This window comes from Erwinia oleae, from assembly GCF_000770305.1.
GTDB lineage: Bacteria > Pseudomonadota > Gammaproteobacteria > Enterobacterales > Enterobacteriaceae > Erwinia > Erwinia oleae.
The window spans coordinates 1-21,121 of record NZ_JNVB01000041.1; the positions used below are offsets into that span (position 1 = coordinate 1).

25 protein-coding genes and 1 pseudogene are annotated in these 21,121 nt (G+C 57.2%); 3 read left to right on the plus strand and 23 right to left on the minus strand.

The genetic code is table 11. The annotated features are described in order from the left end of the window. Positions 1-714, plus strand: a 714-nt coding sequence (mnmC, locus tag GS12_RS13930) for an FAD-dependent 5-carboxymethylaminomethyl-2-thiouridine(34) oxidoreductase MnmC (protein WP_034948086.1), incomplete at its 5' end; no start/stop codon positions are given. A gap of 120 nt (positions 715-834) precedes the next feature. Here the strand turns inward: mnmC and GS12_RS13935 are convergent. The 11 genes and pseudogenes from GS12_RS13935 to prmB all read right to left on the minus strand — a co-directional run bounded on the left by GS12_RS13935 (position 835) and on the right by prmB (position 8,052). After that, entirely contained in the window at positions 835-1,092 is a 258-nt protein-coding gene (locus GS12_RS13935) for a bacteriocin immunity protein (RefSeq protein WP_034948088.1), read from the minus strand. Positions 1,093-1,096: 4 nt separating this feature from the next. Next, positions 1,097-1,879 (minus strand): S-type pyocin domain-containing protein, encoded by a 783-nt coding sequence (locus GS12_RS13940; RefSeq protein WP_072016895.1) that lies wholly within the window; start codon positions 1,877-1,879, stop codon positions 1,097-1,099. Positions 1,880-1,984: 105 nt separating this feature from the next. Continuing rightward, positions 1,985-2,095, minus strand: coding sequence for a YfcL family protein (locus GS12_RS25160; RefSeq protein WP_160279919.1), 111 nt, complete (start codon positions 2,093-2,095; stop codon positions 1,985-1,987). A 77-nt stretch (positions 2,096-2,172) separates the two neighbouring features. Next, positions 2,173-2,774, minus strand: a pseudogene (locus GS12_RS13945) (hypothetical protein). A 31-nt stretch (positions 2,775-2,805) separates the two neighbouring features. Further along, complete coding sequence (locus tag GS12_RS13950; protein WP_034948157.1) at positions 2,806-3,237, minus strand: hypothetical protein; 432 nt, start codon at positions 3,235-3,237, stop codon at positions 2,806-2,808. Between the two features lie 255 nt (positions 3,238-3,492). Next, positions 3,493-3,774 carry a YfcL family protein gene (locus GS12_RS13955; RefSeq protein WP_034916183.1) on the minus strand — a complete coding sequence of 94 codons (282 nt, stop codon included), beginning with the start codon at positions 3,772-3,774 and terminating at the stop codon, positions 3,493-3,495. A gap of 31 nt (positions 3,775-3,805) precedes the next feature. Further along, the gene (locus GS12_RS13960) at positions 3,806-4,351 is read right to left on the minus strand and encodes an elongation factor P hydroxylase (protein ID WP_034948091.1); all 546 of its coding nucleotides are present in this window, start codon (positions 4,349-4,351) and stop codon (positions 3,806-3,808) included. Between the two features lie 19 nt (positions 4,352-4,370). Continuing rightward, positions 4,371-5,174, minus strand: a complete 804-nt coding sequence (locus GS12_RS13965) for a sulfite exporter TauE/SafE family protein (protein WP_034948098.1) — start codon at positions 5,172-5,174, stop codon at positions 4,371-4,373. A 9-nt stretch (positions 5,175-5,183) separates the two neighbouring features. Further along, entirely contained in the window at positions 5,184-6,005 is an 822-nt protein-coding gene (mepA, locus tag GS12_RS13970) for a penicillin-insensitive murein endopeptidase (RefSeq protein ID WP_034948100.1), read from the minus strand. 4 nt (positions 6,006-6,009) lie between these two features. Then, positions 6,010-7,095: a chorismate synthase gene (gene aroC, locus GS12_RS13975; protein WP_034948103.1), complete on the minus strand. Its 1,086-nt coding sequence runs from the start codon at positions 7,093-7,095 to the stop codon at positions 6,010-6,012. Between the two features lie 24 nt (positions 7,096-7,119). Further along, positions 7,120-8,052 (minus strand): 50S ribosomal protein L3 N(5)-glutamine methyltransferase, encoded by a 933-nt coding sequence (prmB, locus tag GS12_RS13980; protein WP_034948107.1) that lies wholly within the window; start codon positions 8,050-8,052, stop codon positions 7,120-7,122. A gap of 182 nt (positions 8,053-8,234) precedes the next feature. On the opposite strand from prmB, the gene smrB reads away from it, so the two are divergent. Continuing rightward, positions 8,235-8,786: an endonuclease SmrB gene (gene smrB, locus GS12_RS13985; protein WP_034948109.1), complete on the plus strand. Its 552-nt coding sequence runs from the start codon at positions 8,235-8,237 to the stop codon at positions 8,784-8,786. A 22-nt stretch (positions 8,787-8,808) separates the two neighbouring features. Here smrB and sixA read toward each other — a convergent pair whose 3' ends face one another. The 4 genes from sixA to GS12_RS14005 form a co-directional block, all read right to left on the minus strand. After that, positions 8,809-9,291, minus strand: a complete 483-nt coding sequence (gene sixA, locus GS12_RS13990) for a phosphohistidine phosphatase SixA (protein ID WP_034948110.1) — start codon at positions 9,289-9,291, stop codon at positions 8,809-8,811. 160 nt (positions 9,292-9,451) lie between these two features. Continuing rightward, entirely contained in the window at positions 9,452-11,611 is a 2,160-nt protein-coding gene (gene fadJ, locus GS12_RS13995) for a fatty acid oxidation complex subunit alpha FadJ (RefSeq protein WP_034948111.1), read from the minus strand. Then, positions 11,611-12,921 (minus strand): acetyl-CoA C-acyltransferase FadI, encoded by a 1,311-nt coding sequence (gene fadI / locus GS12_RS14000; RefSeq protein WP_034948112.1) that lies wholly within the window; start codon positions 12,919-12,921, stop codon positions 11,611-11,613. The genes fadJ and fadI overlap by 1 nt, the downstream gene beginning before the upstream one ends. A gap of 159 nt (positions 12,922-13,080) precedes the next feature. Beyond that, positions 13,081-13,377: a YfcZ/YiiS family protein gene (locus GS12_RS14005; protein WP_084089715.1), complete on the minus strand. Its 297-nt coding sequence runs from the start codon at positions 13,375-13,377 to the stop codon at positions 13,081-13,083. A 349-nt stretch (positions 13,378-13,726) separates the two neighbouring features. Here GS12_RS14005 and fadL point away from each other — a divergent pair, with 349 nt between their 5' ends. Continuing rightward, a complete protein-coding gene (fadL, locus tag GS12_RS14010) occupies positions 13,727-15,004 on the plus strand; it encodes a long-chain fatty acid transporter FadL (protein ID WP_034916202.1) in 1,278 nt (425 codons plus the stop codon). 49 nt (positions 15,005-15,053) lie between these two features. On the opposite strand, the gene mlaA is transcribed toward fadL, so the two are convergent. From mlaA to GS12_RS14050, 8 genes are read right to left on the minus strand one after another with little or no spacing between them, the layout of a single operon-like run. Continuing rightward, entirely contained in the window at positions 15,054-15,815 is a 762-nt protein-coding gene (gene mlaA / locus GS12_RS14015; protein WP_034948113.1) for a phospholipid-binding lipoprotein MlaA, read from the minus strand. Positions 15,816-15,831: 16 nt separating this feature from the next. Further along, positions 15,832-16,713 (minus strand): c-type cytochrome biogenesis protein CcmI, encoded by an 882-nt coding sequence (gene ccmI / locus GS12_RS14020; protein ID WP_052118466.1) that lies wholly within the window; start codon positions 16,711-16,713, stop codon positions 15,832-15,834. Beyond that, complete coding sequence (locus GS12_RS14025; protein WP_034948116.1) at positions 16,710-17,165, minus strand: cytochrome c-type biogenesis protein; 456 nt, start codon at positions 17,163-17,165, stop codon at positions 16,710-16,712. Before GS12_RS14025 ends, ccmI begins: the two co-directional genes overlap by 4 nt. Beyond that, positions 17,162-17,719 (minus strand): DsbE family thiol:disulfide interchange protein, encoded by a 558-nt coding sequence (locus tag GS12_RS14030; protein WP_034916208.1) that lies wholly within the window; start codon positions 17,717-17,719, stop codon positions 17,162-17,164. The genes GS12_RS14025 and GS12_RS14030 overlap by 4 nt, the downstream gene beginning before the upstream one ends. After that, positions 17,716-19,671 carry a heme lyase CcmF/NrfE family subunit gene (locus GS12_RS14035; protein WP_034948118.1) on the minus strand — a complete coding sequence of 652 codons (1,956 nt, stop codon included), beginning with the start codon at positions 19,669-19,671 and terminating at the stop codon, positions 17,716-17,718. Before GS12_RS14035 ends, GS12_RS14030 begins: the two co-directional genes overlap by 4 nt. Next, on the minus strand, positions 19,668-20,159 hold the full coding sequence (gene ccmE / locus GS12_RS14040) for a cytochrome c maturation protein CcmE (protein WP_034948121.1): 492 nt from the start codon (positions 20,157-20,159) through the stop codon (positions 19,668-19,670). The genes GS12_RS14035 and ccmE overlap by 4 nt, the downstream gene beginning before the upstream one ends. Next, positions 20,156-20,377: a heme exporter protein CcmD gene (gene ccmD, locus GS12_RS14045; RefSeq protein ID WP_034948126.1), complete on the minus strand. Its 222-nt coding sequence runs from the start codon at positions 20,375-20,377 to the stop codon at positions 20,156-20,158. The genes ccmE and ccmD overlap by 4 nt, the downstream gene beginning before the upstream one ends. Then, positions 20,374-21,117 carry a heme ABC transporter permease gene (locus tag GS12_RS14050; protein ID WP_034948129.1) on the minus strand — a complete coding sequence of 248 codons (744 nt, stop codon included), beginning with the start codon at positions 21,115-21,117 and terminating at the stop codon, positions 20,374-20,376. The genes ccmD and GS12_RS14050 overlap by 4 nt, the downstream gene beginning before the upstream one ends. Positions 21,118-21,121 lie beyond the last annotated feature (4 nt).

Sequence of the window (21,121 nt, forward strand, 5' to 3'; positions counted from 1 at the left end):
CATCTGGACGGGCTGACCCGCCACGACGACCGCTGGAGGCTGAACTTTACCGGCAAGCCCGACGTTGACGCCACCACGCTGGTGCTGGCGACCGGCCATCAGTTAACCGCTTTTGCGCAAAGCGAAAAGCTGCCCGCCTACGCGGTGAGCGGGCAGGTCAGCCATCTGCCGACCACGCCTGGCCTGAGTAAACTGAAGCAGGTGCTCTGCTACGACGGCTATCTGACGCCGGTAAACCCGAATAACGGGCAGCACTGCATCGGTGCCAGCTATCATCGCGGCGACAGCACGACGGCCTATCGCGAAGACGATCAGCAGGAGAACCGCGCGCGTCTGATCCGCTGTCTGCCGGATACGTCCTGGCCGGAGGAAGTGGATGTCAGTGCGCGGCAGGCCCGCGTTGGCGTGCGCTGCGCCACGCGCGATCATCTGCCGATGGTCGGCCCGCTGCCTGACTACGACCGCCTGCTTGAGCAGTACGTCAGGCTGGCAGACGAGCGGTCGCAGGCAGGCGCAACCCCGGTGCATTCCGGCGTATTTGTGCTGGGTGCGCTGGGTTCGCGCGGTTTATGCAGCGGCCCGCTGGCTGCCGAGGTGCTGGCTGCCGAACTGTGCGGCGAGCCGATACCGCTCGATCGCGATACGCTGGCCGCCATGCATCCGGGGCGTTACTGGATCAGGAAGCTGTTGAAGGGGAAAGCGGTCAGGACTTGAGAGCCTGTAAGTGGCCGTGCTGCTGACAGGTAACCATTTTCTGGCGTGCGGCCGTGAATACGCCTGAAGACTGGATTAGCGAATGGAAGTAAAAGGCTCCTGCCTGAGGAGCCTTAATTATTATTCCGGTTTAAAACCTGGTTTGCCGTTTGCGGCGCGCCACTCTTTTACTTCCTGAACAATGCCTTCAGGACTGTCTTCACGGTCAGCACGAGGATAAAAGATTAAATCTGAGCCATCAGGATGCTCAGTTAATCTTCTAAATTCGTCGACCAAAGCTATATCCTCTTCTTCAGTCCGTTTTGAGAAATCGCAGATCTTTTTTACAAAACTTAAAAACTCTATTTCAGTGTAAGCATTCAAATTTTCCTTAAACATTTTATTAATTACCTCCTCTATGTGTTTTAATATGTAGCTTTGGCGTCATTATATTTATATTATCAACATCATAAACTGAACCTTTAGAATTAATCGGATTAACATGAGGAAGTTCATGTTTTTGTCGACCACCTATACGTTCCTTTTCAGATACAAAAGGGGATTTACCATTTTCAATATTAGCGAGATTTTGATTTTTAAACTGTGCTTTCAATTCAGAATTTTCAGATACCGCCTTCCAAAAAGCTCGCCGAAAAGCACCAAAACTACTGTATGTTTTACCACGCAATTTATCCGCTATCTGGCTGGGAATCGGCGCCCCTTCACCCTGGCCCGCACTGCTTAACCATTTCTCTCCTGGCGGCTGGCCTTTACCCGTAACCGTTCCGGGCATATTACGCGGGCTACGAAAAACAATATAAATCGGATCTAATCCCGAACCATCAGGAAAGACCAGAATCAGATCGTTAAACTCTATGTCATCTGCCACCGGCGTAATGGTGACGGTGGCCTCCTGGGGCACCGTTACCTCGCCGCCGGTATGTACTATTTGCTCGGGTAAAGGCAGCGGGCCGGTCAGAATGGGTGGGCCTTCAACGCCAGGCGCATCAGCAGGACTAACAAGGATGATCTGTGATGGCGCACCAGCAATCGCTGGCGGCGTATATCCCCAGTAACCGGTAACGGTATCCTTAACGGCGGGGACTACCGGCACCCATGTCGGAATGGGAGTGGAAACAAATTTTCCATAAAGTAAAAAAAGAAATGACGGCGTGATATTAAACACTCACCGATATTGGCAGGATGACATAGCATGATGATGCAGAAATAAAAGATTAAACGACCATCAGTAAAACTCATCCGTGACTCTCTCTTTTTACCCGGAGACAGGTTAAAGCGTTTTATAATATTTTTCCGGCGTGTGTTCGCCGCGCTGTTCAATTTCCACCAGGGTCAGATGACCGCGCCCGTCGTCGCTGGCGTGCTCACTACGGCGAGCCAATGCTGCCTGACCGCGACACGCTGATCACCATGCATCCGGGGCGTGATTGGATCAGGAAGTTTTTCATTTTAGAAGTCTCACTTTCCACTCTGAATAAAAGAACCGTCACCTGTTGCAATGGCAACGTTGCCTGAGCGGAAATCACGGTAGGGTTCGATGGTTCGCATAAACGGCGGTAGGCATACCCTTACGCGGTATGGCTTGCGGAAATCGTTCAGGATCGGGGAAAAGTATGGGCCGGAAGGTGTCGTTTTTAAATCGGCCAATCGGGCCGTAATAGTCCCAGCGTTTAAGCGCTTCTGCCTTACTGACAGGACGCAGCCTCGGAAAGGGGTTCTGGACAGACGTCACGCGATAAAAAACCTAAAAGATCCGAGACCAAATCCTCTCCGCTAAAACCGCTGTCCGTTAAGAAACTGATCGGAGGTGTTGCCTGCAAGGCTTCGAATTTACGCGCCAACGTCATCATCATTGCCAGCGCAATACTTTGGCGCTCATGCCATGGGCGACCATGCCGAATGCGCCAGGTGATGAATTTTCCGGTACGAACGAGATTATATGGACTGTTCATTCCTTGCGCATGTCCCAGGTCTATCCAACCCAGAACTTCTGTATACACGAGTCCATATTTTGAATAAGCACTTTTACTACCATCAATTATCTCGCTTCGCTTGCTCATCCTTGAATCTCCATTTAATAAACAGCGATATTCACTGGCGGGTTCTCTCCTGAATTTGCACCATTACTGTTTTATCCATCGTGAATCTCCCTGTAGTTACAATATCTTTCGAGGCTGATGTGAGCCAGCAATCTGCTTCCACATCACATGTCGCCTGTCGCTTGTATCCTTTAGCAATCAGGTAAGTTTCAATATCATGGATGTCATCAGTACCATAAAACGTTACTGTCCAGACAAACGTCGCAGGTCCGGCGATATTTGCAAAATCAAAATCATAGCGCGCAGATATTCGAGGCATATCTTTCAGCAGATCGTGGGTAAGCAATTCATACCGCCGCGAATCCTGCTCGGTGTAGTGAGCACTGCCGTCAAAGCCAATTTCGATAACGGGCCAGAACCAGACCACGCCGGAAATAATGAGAGTAATGATGAATATGCGAGTAAGACCGATTATCTTTTTCATCGCGTCGGCTCGCATTTACCGTTTTGCATAAGAAAGCCATTGAGGACAGCGAAGCGACCAATATGATAAGGCGTATATGAGATGTGAATGGGAGCAGGCGTCGCGCCGTTGTGTGTTCTGTTATTCATCCCTGAACTTTCCATCCTGACTACGCAGACTCAATAAGTTGTGTCTTTATAATCGTTGGGAATCGCTTCTCAATGCGGACGCGACTAATCTGAGAAACCGGTCATGGAAACAGCGCCTGGCCGCCGATCAGGACGGCTGGCGCGCTTTGAGAAACAGGTTATCCCACATGCCGATCACCAGCGCCTGATCGCGCGGTGACAGTTCACCGGCCTGGATGGCGTTTTGCAGGCTGTTCTGCACCTGGATCTGCAACGCTTCCGGCGTGTGTTCGCCGCTCTGTTCAATTTCCGCTACCGCCAGGGTCAGATGACCGCGCAGATAGCCGCTGGCAAACAGCTCGTCGTCGCTGGCGTGCTCAACCATATCGTCAATCAGGGCCAGGATCCGCGCTTCAAATTCATCGATCATATAATTCCTCTTCCATTCGTTCACCCGCCGATCACAAATCTTCCGGCCAGGGAAACTGTGATGCCGTCAGCGGGGGCATTGAGTAATAAGTGCGAAGTTCTGCAATAAAGCGCGCTGGCCGGGCCGGTAGGCCCAGTTCCAGGTATGTCATCACCTGAGCATGGACCCTGCGTTGAAACGCTATGCGATCCGGCTCACAATCTCCACTGAGATTGTCACAACTTACGTTAAAGGGAAAGCCTGCCGCGACACAAAACATCCACTCCAGCGCCTGCGGCTTGATCTCCACCGATTCAAACTGGCTCTGCGTCTGCGCATCGCGCCCGTCAGGACAGTACCAGTAGCCAAAATCCACCTGTTTTCGCCGCTCCGCGCCGGCAATACACCAGTGGGAGATTTCGTGCAGCGCGCTGGCGTAGTAGCCATGCGCAAATACCACCCGATGGTAAGCAACGCTCTCGTCCGCAGGAAGATAAATCGGTTCGTCGTCGCCTTTAATCAGGCGGGTCTGAAAATCGTGGTAAAAGCAGCGATCAAAGATTTCAATGAGCTGCGGGTAGTTATGTGTCTGAGTCATATTTCTTCTTCTGGATAAATCAGGCCAACAGTCGATGGAACCAGGCCGCAATCGCCACGCCGTGACTGTCGTAAAGCAGTTTTGCGCTCATTACCGCTGAAACCACGACCACCATCGGGCGGATCAGCGTCTGCCCACGGCTGAGCACCATGCGCGCGCCAAGCCGCGCGCCGCAAATGGCACCAATCAGCATCACCAGTCCGGTGCCCCACACCACTTTGCCGCCAAACATAAAAAACAGCAGGCCGCCGAGGTTAGAGGTGAAGTTAAGCACCTTAGCGTGCGCGGTGGATTTCGCCAGGTTGTAACCGCACAGCGTGACGAAAGCCAGCGCGTAAAACGATCCGGCGCCCGGCCCAAAAAAGCCGTCGTAAAAGCCTACGCACCCGCCCGCCACCAGCGCAAACGGCAGGCCATGCAGGCGACGATGCCTGTCCTCTTCGCCCACTTTCGGCATCAGCAGAAAGTAGAGACCGATGGCGATCAACAGCAGCGGCAGCACCTGGCGCAGCAGTTCGGCATTGATATGCTGAATCAAAACTGCGCCGCTCACTGAACCGATAAACGTCATGGCAATGTTCAGCTTCTGCTCGCGCAGATCCACCGCCCTGCGCCGGATAAAGTAGAGACTGGCGGAAAAAGATCCGCCCACCGATTGCAGCTTATTGGTTGCCAGCGCCTGCGCCGGAGAGAGCCCCACCGCCAGCAGCGCGGGAACGGTCAGCAGACCGCCGCCACCCGCGATAGAGTCAATAAACGCGGCCAGCACGGCGACGAAAAACAGCATGCCCACCAACAACGGGCTGACCACAAACCAATCCATTTCAGCCCCTTACAGAAGATGTTTATCCAACAGCGCCTGGCACATCGCCGGCAGCGGCGGCGGCTCACGCTTAACCGGGGCTGTGCCGGGCTTCGGCGGGGCAAACCAGCTTTGCAACTCTGCGCCACAGCCGTCGCCCGGCGGAGGTAACGGCTGATCCTGACACGCCGTGCTGCCTGCCGGACAGCGCAGACGCACGTGCATATGGGCGCGATGGCCGAACCACGGACGCACTTTACGCAGCCAGTCGCGATCCTGTCCGGCGTCGGCGCAAAGCTGCTTTTTAATTGCCGGATTGACGAAAATGCGTGTCACATCGCTGTCTTTCGCCGCCAGCTTAATCAGGCTGTCGATCTCCGGCTGCCAGTGACGCGCCACCACGTTTTTGCCATCTGCCGCCACCAGATCGAGCGGCTGCGGTTTCAACAGCATCTGTTCGCTCCAGCGGGTTTTCGGCAGCTGGAGCCAGATGTCCACATCCAGCCCGGACTGGTGACTGGCGTGACCGCTGCTGAAGCGTCCGCCTGCCGCCATGCCCATATCGCCGATCATTACTTCGCCAAGTTGCAGCGTGTGAATCTGGGTGCTGAGGCGCTGAATAAAGAGGATCAGATCCGGATGGCCAAAGTAGCGTCGCTGATCCTGACGCATCACCTGATACCCCTGCGCATTCAGCGGCAGCGGTTCAGCGCCAATAATGCAGCCGTTGGCAAAAGCGCCAATCGACTGCGCATCGCCGGGGATCGGCTGGCGAATGGATTGCCAGGGCGTGGCCGCCAGCGCGCCAGCGCTGAGCAGCAGGATACAGGCGGCGGTCAGAACTTTTTTCATGCGGCTACCAGCGTGGAAGTGTGGTCTGGACATCGGCGTTCTGCGCGCGCTGGCGCAGCAGGTGATCCATCAGCACGATAGCCATCATCGCTTCGGCAATGGGCACGGCACGAATGCCGACGCAGGGATCGTGACGCCCTTTGGTTATCATTTCCACCTCTTCGCCCGCGCGGTTGATGGTTCGACCCGGCACGGTAATGCTGGAAGTGGGCTTCATGGCGATGGTCGCCAGAATCGGCTGGCCGCTGCTGATGCCGCCAAGAATACCGCCAGAGTGGTTGCTCTGGAAGCCGTTGGCGCGCAGCTCGTCGCGATGTTCGCTGCCGCGCTTGTTCACCACCGCGAAGCCGTCGCCAATTTCCACGCCCTTCACCGAGTTGATGCTCATCAGCGCGTGAGCCAGATCCGCGTCCAGACGATCGAAGACCGGTTCGCCAAGGCCAGGCGGCACGTTTTCTGCCATCACCGCCACCTTCGCGCCGATGGAGTCGCCCTCTTTTTTCAGCTCGCGCATCAGCGCATCCAGCGCCTCGATTTTGTCCGGGTCGGGACAGAAGAAAGGGTTCTGCTCTACCTGATCCCAGTCGCGCAGCTCGCAGGCAACGTCGCCAATCTGCGCCAGATAACCGCGCACGCGAACGCCATGCTTCATCTCAAGATATTTTTTGGCAATGGCACCCGCGGCGACGCGCATCGCGGTTTCGCGCGCCGAAGAGCGTCCGCCGCCGCGATAGTCGCGCAGGCCGTATTTCTGCTCGTAGGTGTAGTCGGCGTGATTCGGGCGGAACACGTCTTTAATCGCGCCGTAGTCCTGCGAGCGCTGGTCGGTGTTTTCGATCAGCAAACCAATGCTGGTGCCGGTAGTGACGCCTTCAAAGACGCCGGAAAGGATCTTCACCCGATCGGGTTCGCGACGCTGGGTGGTGTAGCGTGACGTACCGGGACGACGTCGGTCGAGATCGTGCTGTAAATCCGCCTCCGTCAGAGGAATGCCCGGCGGGACACCGTCAACGATGCCGCCCAGCGCCGGGCCGTGGGATTCTCCGAAGGTGGTGACGCGAAAAACCTGTCCGATAGTATTACCCGCCATGCTGGCTCCTGAATATTGGCTGACTTAATCTTTATAAAAGCTGAAATGATGCTGCGCAGCGATGATCTGCTCGCGCGTCAGCATAAATACGCCGTCGCCGCCGTTGGCGAACTCCAGCCAGGTGAAGGGCACATCCGGGTACTGCTCAATCATGTGCACCATGCTGTTGCCCACTTCACAAATCAAAACGCCCTCTTCGCTCAGATAATCCGGCGCGTTGGCTAAAATACGTCGCGCCAGCTTCAGCCCGTCGCTGCCTGCGGCCAGGCCCAGTTGCGGCTCGTGGCGGTACTCGCCCGGCAGATCGCTCATGTCGTCCTCGTCCACATAGGGCGGATTGGTGACAATCAGATCGTATGGCGTGTTGGGCAGTTCACGGAACAGGTCGGCGCGGATGGGCGTGACGTTGTGCTGCATGCCTTGCGCCTCAATGTTCTGCTCGGCAACCGCCAGCGCATCGGTGGAGATATCCACCGCGTCCACTTCCGCATTCGGGAAGGCATAAGCGCAGGCGATGGCGATACAACCGCTGCCGGTGCACATATCCAGAATGTGTTTGGGTTCGTGCGGAAGCACGGCGGCAAAGCGTTCGTTGATCAGTTCGCCAATCGGTGAACGCGGCACCAGCACGCGCTCATCAACGTAAAACTCATGGCCGCAGAACCAGGCGCGATTGGTCAGATAGGCAACAGGAATGCGCTCGTTAATGCGGCGGATCACTCGCTCAACGATGCGATGACGTTCACTGGCGGTGAGGCGCGCGGTGCGCATATCTTCCGGGATATCGAGCGGCAAATAGAGCGTGGGCAGAACCAACTGGACGGCTTCGTCCCAGGGATTATCGGTGCCATGACCGTACCAGAGTTCGGCAGCGGAAAAGCGGCTGACCGACCAGCGCAGCATATCCTGGATAGTGTGCAGTTCGCTGACTGCCTCATCGACGAAAATTTTGTCCAAAGTGCCCTCCAGAGGCCTGACGTATACCTGGTGGCTAGTTTGCCATGAAGTGCAGGTAAATCCAGCGCAACAGCGTGAAAAAGCCGACATTTGTTTTTTGATAGATAAAGCCAGGGTAGACTGAGGGCAGAACGGACGGGAAGGAAGCGAAGCCCGTCCACCTGATAAAAACCGGAAATCCGATGACCAAAAAACAGAAGCTGAGCGCGGAAGAGCAGGCGCTGTTTCGCAGCCTGATGACCGGCACGCGCAGGCTGAGCCAGGACACCATCATCCACAAGCCGCAGCGTAAAAAGATCGGTGAAGTGCCGCAAAAACGCCTGCTTTCAGAGCAGCGCGACGCCAGCCACTACTTTTCTGATGAGTTTCAGCCGCTGCTGCCGGAAGAGGGCGCGGTACGCTACGTGCGCAGCGACGTCAGCCACTATGAGCTGAAAAAATTGCGGCGCGGCGACTATACGCCAGAGATTTTTCTGGATCTGCACGGGCTGACGCAGAAGCAGGCGAAAGAGGAGTTAGGCGCGCTGATCGCTGCCTGCCGTCGCGAACACATCTTTTGCGCCAGCGTGATGCACGGGCACGGCAAACATGTCCTGAAGCAGCAAACGCCGCTCTGGCTGGCCCAGCATCCGCTGGTGATGGCCTTTCATCAGGCGCCAAAACTGTTTGGCGGTGACGCCGCGCTGCTGGTGCTGATTGAAGTTGAAGAGTGGTTGCCGCCCGAACTGCCCTGAGCAGGCGGCATCCTTAAAGGCGTTACATCGCCTTGGCCAGTTTTGCCGGGCTGACGTGCCAGAGCAGCCTGCCGCAGGCGCTGTCGGCATCATAATCAATGCAGGCAATAGCGGAAGTCGCAAACATCGGCGGCGCTTCCTGCGGGCAGAGTTCAGAAACCAGATAGCCCACCAGCGGCAGATGAGAAATGACCAACGCGGACTTCACGCCCTCTTTCGCCAGCGCCTGAATGTAGCAGGCGGTCAGCGCGGGATCGCCGCCTGGCGTCAGCTCTGGCAGCACTTCCTGCCCGTCCGGCAGCGTCAGCGCTTCACGTACCGTTGCCAGCGTCTGCTGTGCCCGGAGATAGGGGCTGACCAGCACGCGGTCAATATCCACCGCCTGATCGTTCATCCACTTCGCCATCTGGCGCGACTCATCGCTGCCGCAATGAGTAAGAGGTCTTGCCGAATCACTAGCCGCATCCAGTGCCGCATCGCCGTGACGCATAATGAAAACTTGCATAATGCACCGCTATTGTTAAACAAAAACGCCAGGAAAACGCGTTTCCCGGCTCTTCATTCTGCGAATGAACGCTGTGTTTTACCCTAATGGTTGAAGTTAAGTCAACCTGTTGTTTAATCATTGAGCAGCCGCATTTGCGCCCTTTTGCATTTTTAAAAATCTAACCCGTTGAATCCGTGTGGCTGTTCAGGTTTACCCACCGTTGATAAAAGGTTTCGCCACCGTGCGCCATTTGACGCAGCCGCTCGCATGGCGCAAAGCGCTCGCCGCAGGTGTGGGTCAACTGTTCCAGCGTATTCACGATCGCGTCTGCGCCCAGGCGATCCATATATCGGAACGGCCCGCCGAGGAAAGGCGGAAAACCGATGCCAAACACCGCGCCGATATCACCATCGCGCGCGCTGCGGATCACCTCCTCATCCAGCGTTCGGGCCGCCTCATTCAGCATCATCATGACGCAACGCTGAGCAATCAGCTCACCGCTGAGGTGCGTTCGCGGCGTTACGTTCAGCAAGGTGTAGATTGTGCTGTCGGCCTGCTTTTTTCTGCCCCAACGGCGCGTACCGTAAAGATAAAAACCCCGGCCATTTTTTCGCCCTTTACGATTATCGTTCAGCACCGCCTCAACCGCGTCAGGCGCTCTGAACCGCTCGCCCCACGCTTTCTCCAGCACCGGCAGAATGTGCGTGCCGATATCAATACCGACCTCATCCAGCAGTTGTAACGGCCCTACCGGAAAACCAAACTGCACCAGCGCCCGGTCGATGCTTTCGATGGTTTCGCCTGCCAGCAGGCAGCGCAGCGCCTCGTTAATATAAGGTGCGAGAATGCGGTTGACGTAAAATCCCGCGCGATCGGCCACCACAATCGGCGTTTTACCCAGCTTTTTCGCCAGGGCAACGGTGGTGGCAACGGTTGCGGCGGCGGTACCTGCGTGGGGGATCACCTCCACCAGCGGCATCTTATCAACCGGACTGAAGAAGTGCAGGCCAATCACCTGCCCAGGCCGCTGCGCCCGCGCGGCGATATCTGCAATGGGGAGCGACGAGGTGTTGGAGGCAAAAATCGTGTGCGGCGCGGCGTTGGCCTCCACGTCCGCCACCATCTGCTGCTTGAGCGCGAGGTTTTCGAATACCGCTTCGATCACCAGGTCGCGCTGGCGAAAACCGCTGAAATCGGTGGTGCCGGTAATCAGGCCCATTTGCTGTTGCCGCCCGGCGGCGGTGAGACGTTTACGCCTGACCTGTTTGCTTAACAGATCCCAGCTGTACTTCATCGCATGGTTAATGCCTTCTGGCCTGATATCTTTGATGCGCACCGGGAATGTGCCGCGCGTGGCGGCGACACTGGCGATGCCGCCGCCCATCAGCCCTCCGCCCAGCACGCCAATGGTATTCAGCTCACGCGGCGCAGCGTCTGAGCCCGGATCTTTTTTCAGTTCCGTCGTGGCAAAAAAGAGGCTGCGCAGCGCGGTGGATTCCGGCGTCATCACCAGTTGACCAAAGGCTTTCGCCTCCGCATCGTAACCGGCGCTGCCGCCGCGCTCCAGGCCGGTGCGGATCACCGAAAGAATTTTCCCGGTGGCCGGATAGTTGCCCTTTGTTTTCGCCGCCGTCTGTCTGGCCGCCAGCGAGAACAGCAGATCGCGGCCGCCCGGCGCGTGTAAGACGCGCTCGCGGAGCGGCAGCGCTTTTTCAGTTTTTCTGCCTCTCAGTATCCTTTTGACCGCCGTTTCCAGCAGGATCGCCGGCGGAACAGCCTCGTCCACCAGCCCCATTTTCAGCGCCTGACGCGCGCGAAGCGTCTTCCCGGTCAGGATCAGATCCAGCGCCTTTGACGCGCCGATCAGGGCGGGCAGACGCTGGGTGCCGCCGGAGCCTGGCAGCAGGCCGAGTTGCACCTCCGGCAGACCGAGCCGGGTTTTCTCATCCAGTGTGCAGACGCGCTGATTGCAGGCCAGCGCCAGTTCAAGGCCGCCGCCCAGACAGGCACCGTGGATCGCCGCCACCACGGTGAACGGCATGGCGGCGATTTCCGCCATCACCCGCTGTCCTTCCTGCGCCAGCGCCTGCGCTTCCGCCGCAGTGGTACAGTTGTCGAGCATGGTGATATCCGCACCAGCGATAAACGAATCGGGTTTGCCGGAGATCAGTACCAGCCCGGCCAGACTGGCGTTCTGCCGCGCCCGCGCGATCGCATCGCGAATTTGTCCCGCGAACGCCGCCTTAAGCGTATTCATCTTTTCATCCGGCACATCAATGGTGATAACGCCCACGTTATCCGGCCGCATGTTGAGAGTAAATGCTGAACGGTTTTCCATTATTCGGCCTCCAGAACCATTGCCGCACCCAGCCCGCCCGCCGCGCAGGCGGTGACCAGCCCCAGGCCGCCGCCGCGACGGCGCAACTCATGGAGCGTTTGGGTGATCATGCGCGCGCCGGTGGCGGCAAACGGATGTCCGTATGCAATGGAGCCGCCGAGCACGTTGAATTTTTCCTCGTCCACCTCGCCCAGGGCGTGCGGACGATTGAGCACCTCGCGCGCGAAACGCTCGTCGGCAAACATCTTCAGGTTAGCCAGCGTTTGCGCCGCGAAGGCTTCATGCATATCAATGAGCGTCAGATCGCTCAAGGTAATGCCGGCGCGATCCAGCGCCAGCGGCGAGGCCCATGCCGGCCCAAGCAGCATATCGTGACGCACGTCAATGGCGGTAAAGGCATAGCTGCGCAGGAAGCCAAGCGGCGTAATCCCCAACGACCTGGCGCGTGATTCGGTCATCAGCACCACCGCAGCGGCGCCGTCGGTGAGCGGCGTACTGTTTGCCGCCGTCACGGTGCCGTGCCGCCGATCGAAGGCCGGACGCAATTTTGCGTAATCTTCCAGCCGCGACTGACCGCGCACGTTGTTGTCACGTTCGAAAGGGCTTTTCCACGGCGGAACGTACGCGGTCATCACCTCCGCGCTCAGCCTGCCCTCCTCCCACGCTGTTGCGGCACGCTGATGCGACCGATGCGCCAGCGCATCCTGCTGCTCGCGGGTGATCCCATGGCTTTTCGCCATCTGTTCAGCGGTATCGCCCATACGCAGACCGGTAGAGTACTCCGCTACGGCGGGCGGAACGGGCAGTAAATCGCGAGGACGAAGCTGCCCGATCAGCGTGAGTTTTTGCGACAGGCTTTTTGCTTTACTGAGATCGACCAGCACGCGCCCCAGCTTTTTGCTGACGCCAATGGGCAACACGGAAGAGGAGTCAGCGCCACCGGCAATACCGGCCTGGATGTGGCCAGCCAGCAGGCTCTCGGTGACGTTCGCCACCGCCTGAAAACTGGTGGCGCAGGCGCGGCTGACGCTGTAAGCGTCGGTATGCACGCCAAGGCCGCTGGCCAGCACAATTTCGCGCGCGATATTTGGCGCTTCCGGCATCTGAACCACCTGGCCAAATACCAGTTGCTCAATGATGTCGGCAGGTATGTCGCTGCGCGCCAGCAGCTCGCTGACCACCATCGTTCCGAGCTCCACCGCAGGAATGCCGTGCAGCGCCGTGGCCTGCTTAGCAAAAGGCGTACGTAATCCGTGGGTTATCGCGATACGATCGCCCTGACGCGTCAGCAAAGGTAACGCTTTGGTCATTCTCATCCCCTGTAAAGTCAGTAACCGGCGTCATTGCCAGCAGGTCTGACCTGTAAGAGTAACGAATATCGGGCGTTCTGCACGGGGAACAGAAGAAAAATGCGAGAAGAAACACGCTTTTGAAGCGCGACGGGCAGTTGCCCATCGCGCAGAGAAGGATTAACGCAGGCCGAGCTGAAAAATCATCGTTTCCGCCTGACAGGAAAAAGTGAAATCGATGTCCAGACGCACACCGTCGGCTTCTTCGTTAAAGCGGCTGTTGATTATGCAGGGTTCAGACTCAACCTGACGCGCTTTGTCGGTCAGCTGATTCAACCGCGCTTCTGCCTGCTGGCGATCGTCGCAGAGCTGGCTCCAGCTTGCGGTGCAGTCGGTGTTATCCATAATGGTGCCAACGTCAACGCAGCAGCAGGCTGCGGTTTCATTAGCGCTGCATTTATTAATGGAATGAGTCATGCGTTCTCCTGACGGGTCAAAGAATAGTTGCGCTTATTTTACTCTGCGATGATGCCGTTGTCCGGTTACCAATGAATTCAGTGTCGGTAAATGCATAGAATCAGAATGAAAGTTGATCTGCGACAATTCTCACCCTCTCAGGTGTTTTTCAACAGCACGATTTTGTTAAGCAGATCGCTTTTCTTAGATCATTTAAGAAATATTTATAAAACAATATTGCAACATGGATACAGGTCAGACCTATACTGCACTGGTCTGATTTGTCTGCCGTATCTCAGCCCGTAAAATCCGCCATCCCCTGTTACGCCATGTAACAGAATTTATAAAATCGAATAATGAGGTTGTGGTCATGAACCATAAATCCGTTTTTGCAAAGTCAGCGCTTGCAGTGGCAGTGGCAATTGTCTCATCAAATGTTTATGCAGCCGGCTTTCAACTGAATGAATTTTCCTCTATCGGCTTAGGTCGCGCCTACTCAGGCGAAGGCGCAATGGGCGATACCGCCGCCTCAGCCAGCCGAAACCCTGCCACCATGGCGCTGATGGACAGGCCTATGTTCTCCATTGGCGCGGTGTATATCGATCCTGATGTGAACATCGACGGTAACAGCTCGCTGTCCGGGCAGAGCCTGAACGCCAACAATATTGCGCCAACACAGTGGGTGCCCAACCTGCACTACGTTCAGCCCATTAACGATCAATGGTGGGTGGGTGCGTCCGCCACCTCTAACTATGGTCTGGCGACAGAATTTAATAACAATTACACCGCCGGGCCTTATGCAGGCAAAACCGATCTTCAGACCATGAATCTGAATCTGAGCACCGCGTACCGACTGAATGATAACTTCAGCTTCGGTGTCGGTTTTGACGCCGTTTATGCACGGGCGAAGATCGAACGTTATGCGGGTGAAACGGGTACGGCGTTGGGCTTACCGGCGGATACGCAGATAGTGCACCTCAAAGGTGACGAATGGGGTTACGGCTGGAACGCCGGTATTCTTTATGAAGTGGATGAGAACAACCGTTTCGGCTTTACCTATCGCTCAGAAGTGAAAATTGATTTTGACGGCGACTACAAAAGCAGCATTCCTTCCGCACTGAACCCGGCATTGCAGTCAAGCGGCTTATACGGCACCGATGGCAACACCATTCCCGGCGCGCTGACCCTGAATCTGCCTGAGATGTGGGAAGTGTCCGGCTACCATAAAGTGGCGCCGCAGTGGGCGGTACATTACAGTCTCGCTTATACCAGTTGGAGTCAGTTCCAGGAACTGAAAGCGACCGGTAGTAACGGTCAGACGCTGTTCTATAAAGATGAGAGCTATAAAGACGCTTACCGCATCGCATTGGGAACATCGTATTTCTATGATGAAAACTGGACGTTCCGTACCGGTATCGCCTTTGATGACAGCCCGGTTCCTGCCGAACAGCGTTCAATCTCTATTCCTGACCAGGATCGTCTGTGGCTGAGCGCAGGCGCCTCGTATGCTTTCAATCAGGATGCGTCGGTCGATGTCGGCCTCTCTTATATGCACGGTCAGCATGTGACGGTGGAAGAAGGGCCGTACACCTTTAATTCAACCGGTAAAGCCTGGCTTTACGGCGCGAACTTTAACTATAAGTTCTGATAACCGAATGCCAAAAAAGCCTGTCTCGCGACAGGCTTTTTTTTGCGCATTATTCCGCGTCAATATCGTTGAGTTCATCCTGAATCGCCGCCGCGTTCGGGTTCTCCTGCGGGATCAGCTTGCCGTCGCTGGCAAGGAAGTCATGCCGCTGGAAGTAAGCCGCGCGCACAAAGGCATAAGGATCGTTGGAATTCCGCAGGATAGCATCGGAGTTCAGCAGTTGAGCACGGGTTTCCACCCCTTCAAGCACCCATTTTCCGGCCGTCATTGGCCAGCTCAACCAGCTCAGCGGCGCGTAAAGCGTATCCACCACTCCGCCGACGTCTTCACGCGGCGTAAAGCTGCCGTAGCCTGGCAGCTCGACATACGGGCCATAGCCCACGCCGTAATTGCCGAGCGTGCTGCCGAAGCGCCTCGGTTCTTCCTTCGCCAGTTTTGGGTTCGCCATACCGGCCACGTCGATAAATCCGCCCATGCCCAGCAGCGTGTTCAGGAAGAAACGGTTGAAGTGGATCATCGCCTTGTAAGGCTTGCCCTCAACAAAATAGTTCACCATTGTTGAGGGTTCGCTCAGGTTACCCAGAAAGTTGCTCAGCCCCGATCGCGCCGGTACAGGAACATAGTCGCGCCACGCCACCGCAACCGGACGCAGCACGTACGGATCAAGGATGTTGTAATTAAAATCGAACATGGTGCGGTTGAAGCCTTCAAACGGATCGGACCGGCCCTGCGGCTCATCTTCTGGCCCCGAACTGGCGCACCCTATCAGCAGTACGCTGGCCAGCGCGATGCCCGTCACACGGTAGGTCATAGCTGTCTCCCTGTAGTCAATTGTCAGTTGGCGCCTGGCGGGCGGCCGATTCAGAGCGGGCCTGCCCGATGCTGCGGCGAATCATCTCCGCGCGCCTGTCCTCAGCCGGTAACAACTGTAACATCTTTTGCCAGATTACAATGGCCCGATCATAACGCTGTTGCGCGAAAGCATTAAATGCCAACTGGCTGAGCAGGCGAAGATTGTTGCCGTCGTGCTTCTCCATCGCTTCAAGCAGTTCGCCCGCCTGGCGCACGTCTCCCGGATCGTCCGAACGCGTCAGCACTTCAGCGTAGCTGAGCTGAACGTCCGGGTTATCCGGCGCGAGCTGCATGGCGCGGTGAAAAGCCTGCGTGGCCATGGCGGCATTGTTGAGCACCATGCCAATGCGGCCCAGCATCAGCCAGTCGCTGAGGCTGTGCGGGTTCTGTTGTAGTGACGTGCGTATGCCCAGTCCGAGCCGCGCCAGCGCCTCCGGCGATAAAGGTTTTGCCTGCGGATTCATCACCTGCGCACGCAGAGCAGGCAGATCGTCCTGTATCTGTCGCCACGCCACCACCTGCATGTAGCCACCGGTTTTGAAATAAAAACCCAGGCTCACCACCAGCAGCACCAGCACGCCCGGCAGCAGAATCCGACGCCCTGCGCGGCGTTCATCTACCGGCGCGTTCTGCGGAATATCCAGCAGCAGCGTCTGCTGGAGCTCGCGCACCATTTCCGCACGACCGGCCACCACGCCCTGCGCCTCATCCTCTTCAAGTTCGCGCAGGCGCTGATGATAAAACTCAGTATTGAGCGCGTCGCGTCTGGTCGACGGCTGCGGCTTTCTTCCACCTGCCAGCAGCAGGCCAGTCGCCGCCGCCAGCAGCACGCATACCGTCATCCAGAATACCGTCATGGCTGCTTCCCGTTATCTTTCAACAACATTTTCAGGCGCGCTTCATCCACATCGGCGACGTCGAGCGGACGCCTTTTACTGCGCAAAATAATCACCAGCGCGCCAATAAAGACAAACAGCGCAGGCCCGGCCCACAGGATAACCGTAGAGGCCATCAGCGGCGGCGCGTAAGTGACGAAGTTGCCATAGCGCGCCACCATATAGGCTTTTATCTGTTCCGGCGTTTGTCCGGCCTGAAGCAGCTCATAAACCTTCAGGCGCATGTCGCCGGCAATCATCGCGTTTGAGTCAGCAATACTGTTGTTCTGACACTTTGGGCAACGCAGCGATTCGGTCAGATGACGGTACTGCTGCTCCTGTTCCACCGAGGAAAAATGCCAGGTATCAATGGGTTCTGCGTTTATCAGTGCGCTGAACATCAGCGCCGCCAATATGATAATCAGATGTTTCATGCGCCTGCCTCCTTGTTATATTTGTCCCACAGGGGTTTAACTTCCTTTGTCCAGACTTCGTCATTCATATCGCCCACGTGGCGATAGCGGATGATACCTTTTGCGTCGATCAAAAACGTTTCCGGCGCGCCATAAACGCCAAGATCCAGCCCCAGCATGCCGCTTCCATCATACAGGCTCAGGGCGTAAGGATTGCCAGAATTGTTCAGCCAGTCGATAGCTTTATGGCGATCGTCTTTATAGTTCAGTCCCACCAGCCGCACGCCCTGCGCCGCCAGGGCATTAAGATAGTGGTGCTCCACCCGGCAGGTTGGGCACCACGTAGCCCAGACGTTAAGCAGCAGCGGCCTGCCGCCGACCAGCACGGTTCTGTCGTAGGTTTTCCCCTGATTATCAAGCGATTCCAGGGTAAACGACGGCACCGGTTTGCCGATCAGCGCCGATTCGAGCCGGGAAGGATCGTCGCCGTTGGCATTGCGCGATAGCTGCCACATCAGCGCAGCGGCCAGCAGCAAAAAAAGCGCTAACGGTATATAGAAGATTTTTTTCGTCATCTCCGGACCTGCTCTGTGTTTCTGCGGGAACGGTAGCGCGGGTCGAGCAGGCAGAAGAGGCCACCCACTGCCATAAACGCGCCACCGAACCATATCCACCGCACAAAGGGTTTGTAATAAATGCGCACGGCCCAGGCGCCGTCATCCAGCTTTTCGCCCAGCGCGGCGTAAAGATCGCGCGTCAGGCCACCGCTGATGGCGGCTTCGGTCATAATAGCATTCGCCACGCTGTAGTAGCGTTTTTCTGCTCTGAGCGTCGTCTCATGTTTGCCATTGCGGGTCACCTCAATGATGCCCGCGCCGCCGCTGTAGTTAGGGCCCTGCAACGGTTGAACGTCGCGGAAAATGAAATGATAGTTATGGATATCTACCGCTTCGCCGGCGCGCATACGCACGTCGCGTTCAACGCTGTAGTTCTGGCTGAAGGCGATACCGATGACCGTCACCGCCACGCCCAGATGACCGAGCACCATGCCCCAGTGGCTGCGCGAAAGGTGGCTGAGCCCGCGAAAAAAACCGTGGCGATGGGTGGCGCGCTCATGCAGCTCCATCAGCGTCAGTAAAATGACCCAAATCGCCATCAGCAGCCCCACCACCGTCATCGCCTCAACGCGATCCTGCATCAGCCAGGGCAGCGCAATGGAGAGGATCAGCGTAACCACCAGCGCAACCGACAGCCGTTTCCACAGCGTTTGCGGCGTGTCGCGTCGCCAGCGGATCAGCGGCCCAATCCCCATCATCAGCGCCAGCGGCGCCATCAGCCAGGTAAAAAGCATATTAAAGAAAGGTTCGCCAATTGAGATGCTGCCCAGACCAAGCTGCTTGTGCACCAGCGGCAGCAGCGTTCCCAGCAGCACCACCAGCATCGCCGCAATCAGCAGCACGTTGTTGCCAAGCAGGAAGGATTCACGCGACCAGGCCTCGTTCTGTACCCGGCTGCGTACCTTGCTGCCTTTTATGGCGTAAAGCAGCAGCGAGCTGCCAATAACGATCATCAGGAAAGCCAGAATGAACATGCCGCGCGCGGGATAGGACGCAAAGGAGTGAACGGAGATCAGCACGCCAGAGCGCACCAGAAACGTGCCGAGCAGGCTGAGCGAGAAGGCAGTGATGGCCAGCAGCGCCGTCCATGCTTTGAAGGTGCCGCGCTTTTCGGTCACCGCCAGCGAGTGGATCAGCGCAGTGCCGACCAGCCAGGGCATAAAGGAGGCGTTTTCCACCGGATCCCAGAACCACCAGCCGCCCCAGCCAAGTTCGTAGTAGGCCCAGGCAGAGCCCAGCACGATGCCCACCGTCAGAAAAACCCAGGCGGCTATCGTCCACGGCCGCGACCAGAGCGCCCAGGCGGTATCCAGCCTGCCCGCCATCAGCGAGGCGATAGCGAAGGCAAATGCCACCGAGAAACCCACATAGCCCATATAGAGCAGCGGCGGATGGAAGATGAGGCCGATATCCTGCAACATCGGATTGAGGTCGCTGCCGTCAATCGGGAAATCCGGCAGCGTTCGATTAAACGGATTCGACGTCAGGGTGATGAACAACAAAAAGCCAAGGTTGATCATGCCCATCACCGCCAGCACGCGCGCAATGGCGTCCCGGGGCATTCGGCGGCTGAACAGCGCCACGGCGAACGTCCAGCCGCTCAGTAGCAGCACCCAAAGCAGTAACGATCCTTCATGTGCGCCCCAGGTGGCGGCAACGCGATAATACACCGGCAGCAGCGTATTTGAGTTGGCGGCGACGTAAGCCACACTGAAATCATTGACCACGAAAGCATGCACCAGCAGCGCAAACGCGCCGGCGACACAGGCAAAAAGCCCATAACTGAGCGGCCGCGCCAGCCCCATCAGACGCACGTCCTGCCGCGCGGCGCCCCACAGCGGATAAAAGCTCAACAGCAGGGAAAGCGCCAGCGCCAGGCAGAGTAAAAAGCTGCCGATTTCGGGGATCATGACGCCCCTCCCTGTCCGCCTTCGCGGTAGATCCCGGCCGGGCCGTTATGGTTTTTATTCATCGCGTCTTTAATTTCCGGTGGCGTATATTTTTCATCGTGCTTTGCCAGCACCTCTTTCGCATTGACGCGGTTGCCCTCTTCCAGCACGCCCTGCGCCACCACGCCCTGCCCTTCGCGGAAAAGATCCGGCAGGATGCCCTGATAGCTGACGCCAATGGTTCCCTGCCCGTCGTAAAGGCGGAACGAAACCTGTAGCGTGGCGGGATCGCGTTTCACGCTGCCCGGCAGCACCATCCCACCCACCCGCAGGCGCTGCCCCGGCTCAGGTTTTTCGTGCTTATCGCCTTTGCCGTTAAGGATTTCGCCCGGCGTGTAAAAGAGATCGATATTTGAACGCAGCGCGTACATCACCAGCGAGGTGGCAATGCCAAGGCCCAGCAGCACCGCGAACACCGTCAGTAGCCGATTTCTGCGGCGGGGATTCACTGTACTCCTCCGGCAACCTGCTGCTGTTTTACCGCGCGGAGGCGACGCTCGCGCAACTGCCGCTGACGGATTGCCTTCAGTAACGCGCGATGCTGTATAAACGTATGCAGTATCAGGCCGGCCAGCGCGGCCAGCGTGCAGGCCACGGCCAGCCAGACGTAAAAGGCGTAACCGCCCATGGCGAAAAATTCCTGCCAGGAGGCGAATGCAGGCGTCATGCTTTCTGCCCTCCCTTTTCTACCAGCGCGGTGACCCACGGACGATGACGCTCGCTGGTAAGCAGCAGGTTACGCAGGCGCATCAGCGTCAGGGTGATAAAAAGCAGCAGGTAGCCCGCAATCGACCAGCGCAGCGGCGTGCGCATGGTGGGATCGATCGCCTGCTGAAGCATCCCGGACGAGCCCTGATGGAGCGTGTTCCACCACTGTACCGAGAAGTGAATAATCGGCAAATTGACCACGCCAACCAGGATCAGAATACCGGCGGCGCGGCCTGCCATACGCCGGTCGTCAAACGCATTGTAAAGCGCGATAACGCCCAGGTAGAGGAACAGCAGCACCAGCTCAGAGGTGAGGCGCGCATCCCAAATCCACCAGGTGCCCCACATCGGTTTTCCCCAGACGGAGCCGGTAACCAGCGCGATAAAGGTAAATACGGCACCCACCGGCGCCATCGCCGCCGCGGCAAGATCGGCCGTTTTCCACTGCCACACCAGGCCGGTGAAGGCGGCGACAGCCATCGAGGCATAGATGCCCATCGACCACATAGCCGCAGGCACGTGCAGGTAAATAATGCGGTAGCTGTTGCCCTGCTGATAGTCGGCGGGTGCGAAGCCAAAGCCCCAGATCCAGCCGGTGAAAAGTGCAATGACGCCCGATACCGCAAACCAGGGAGTAAGGCGACCGCAGAGCTGATAGAGCCGGTCGGGCCTGCCGAGCTGATGTATCCATTTCCACATTATT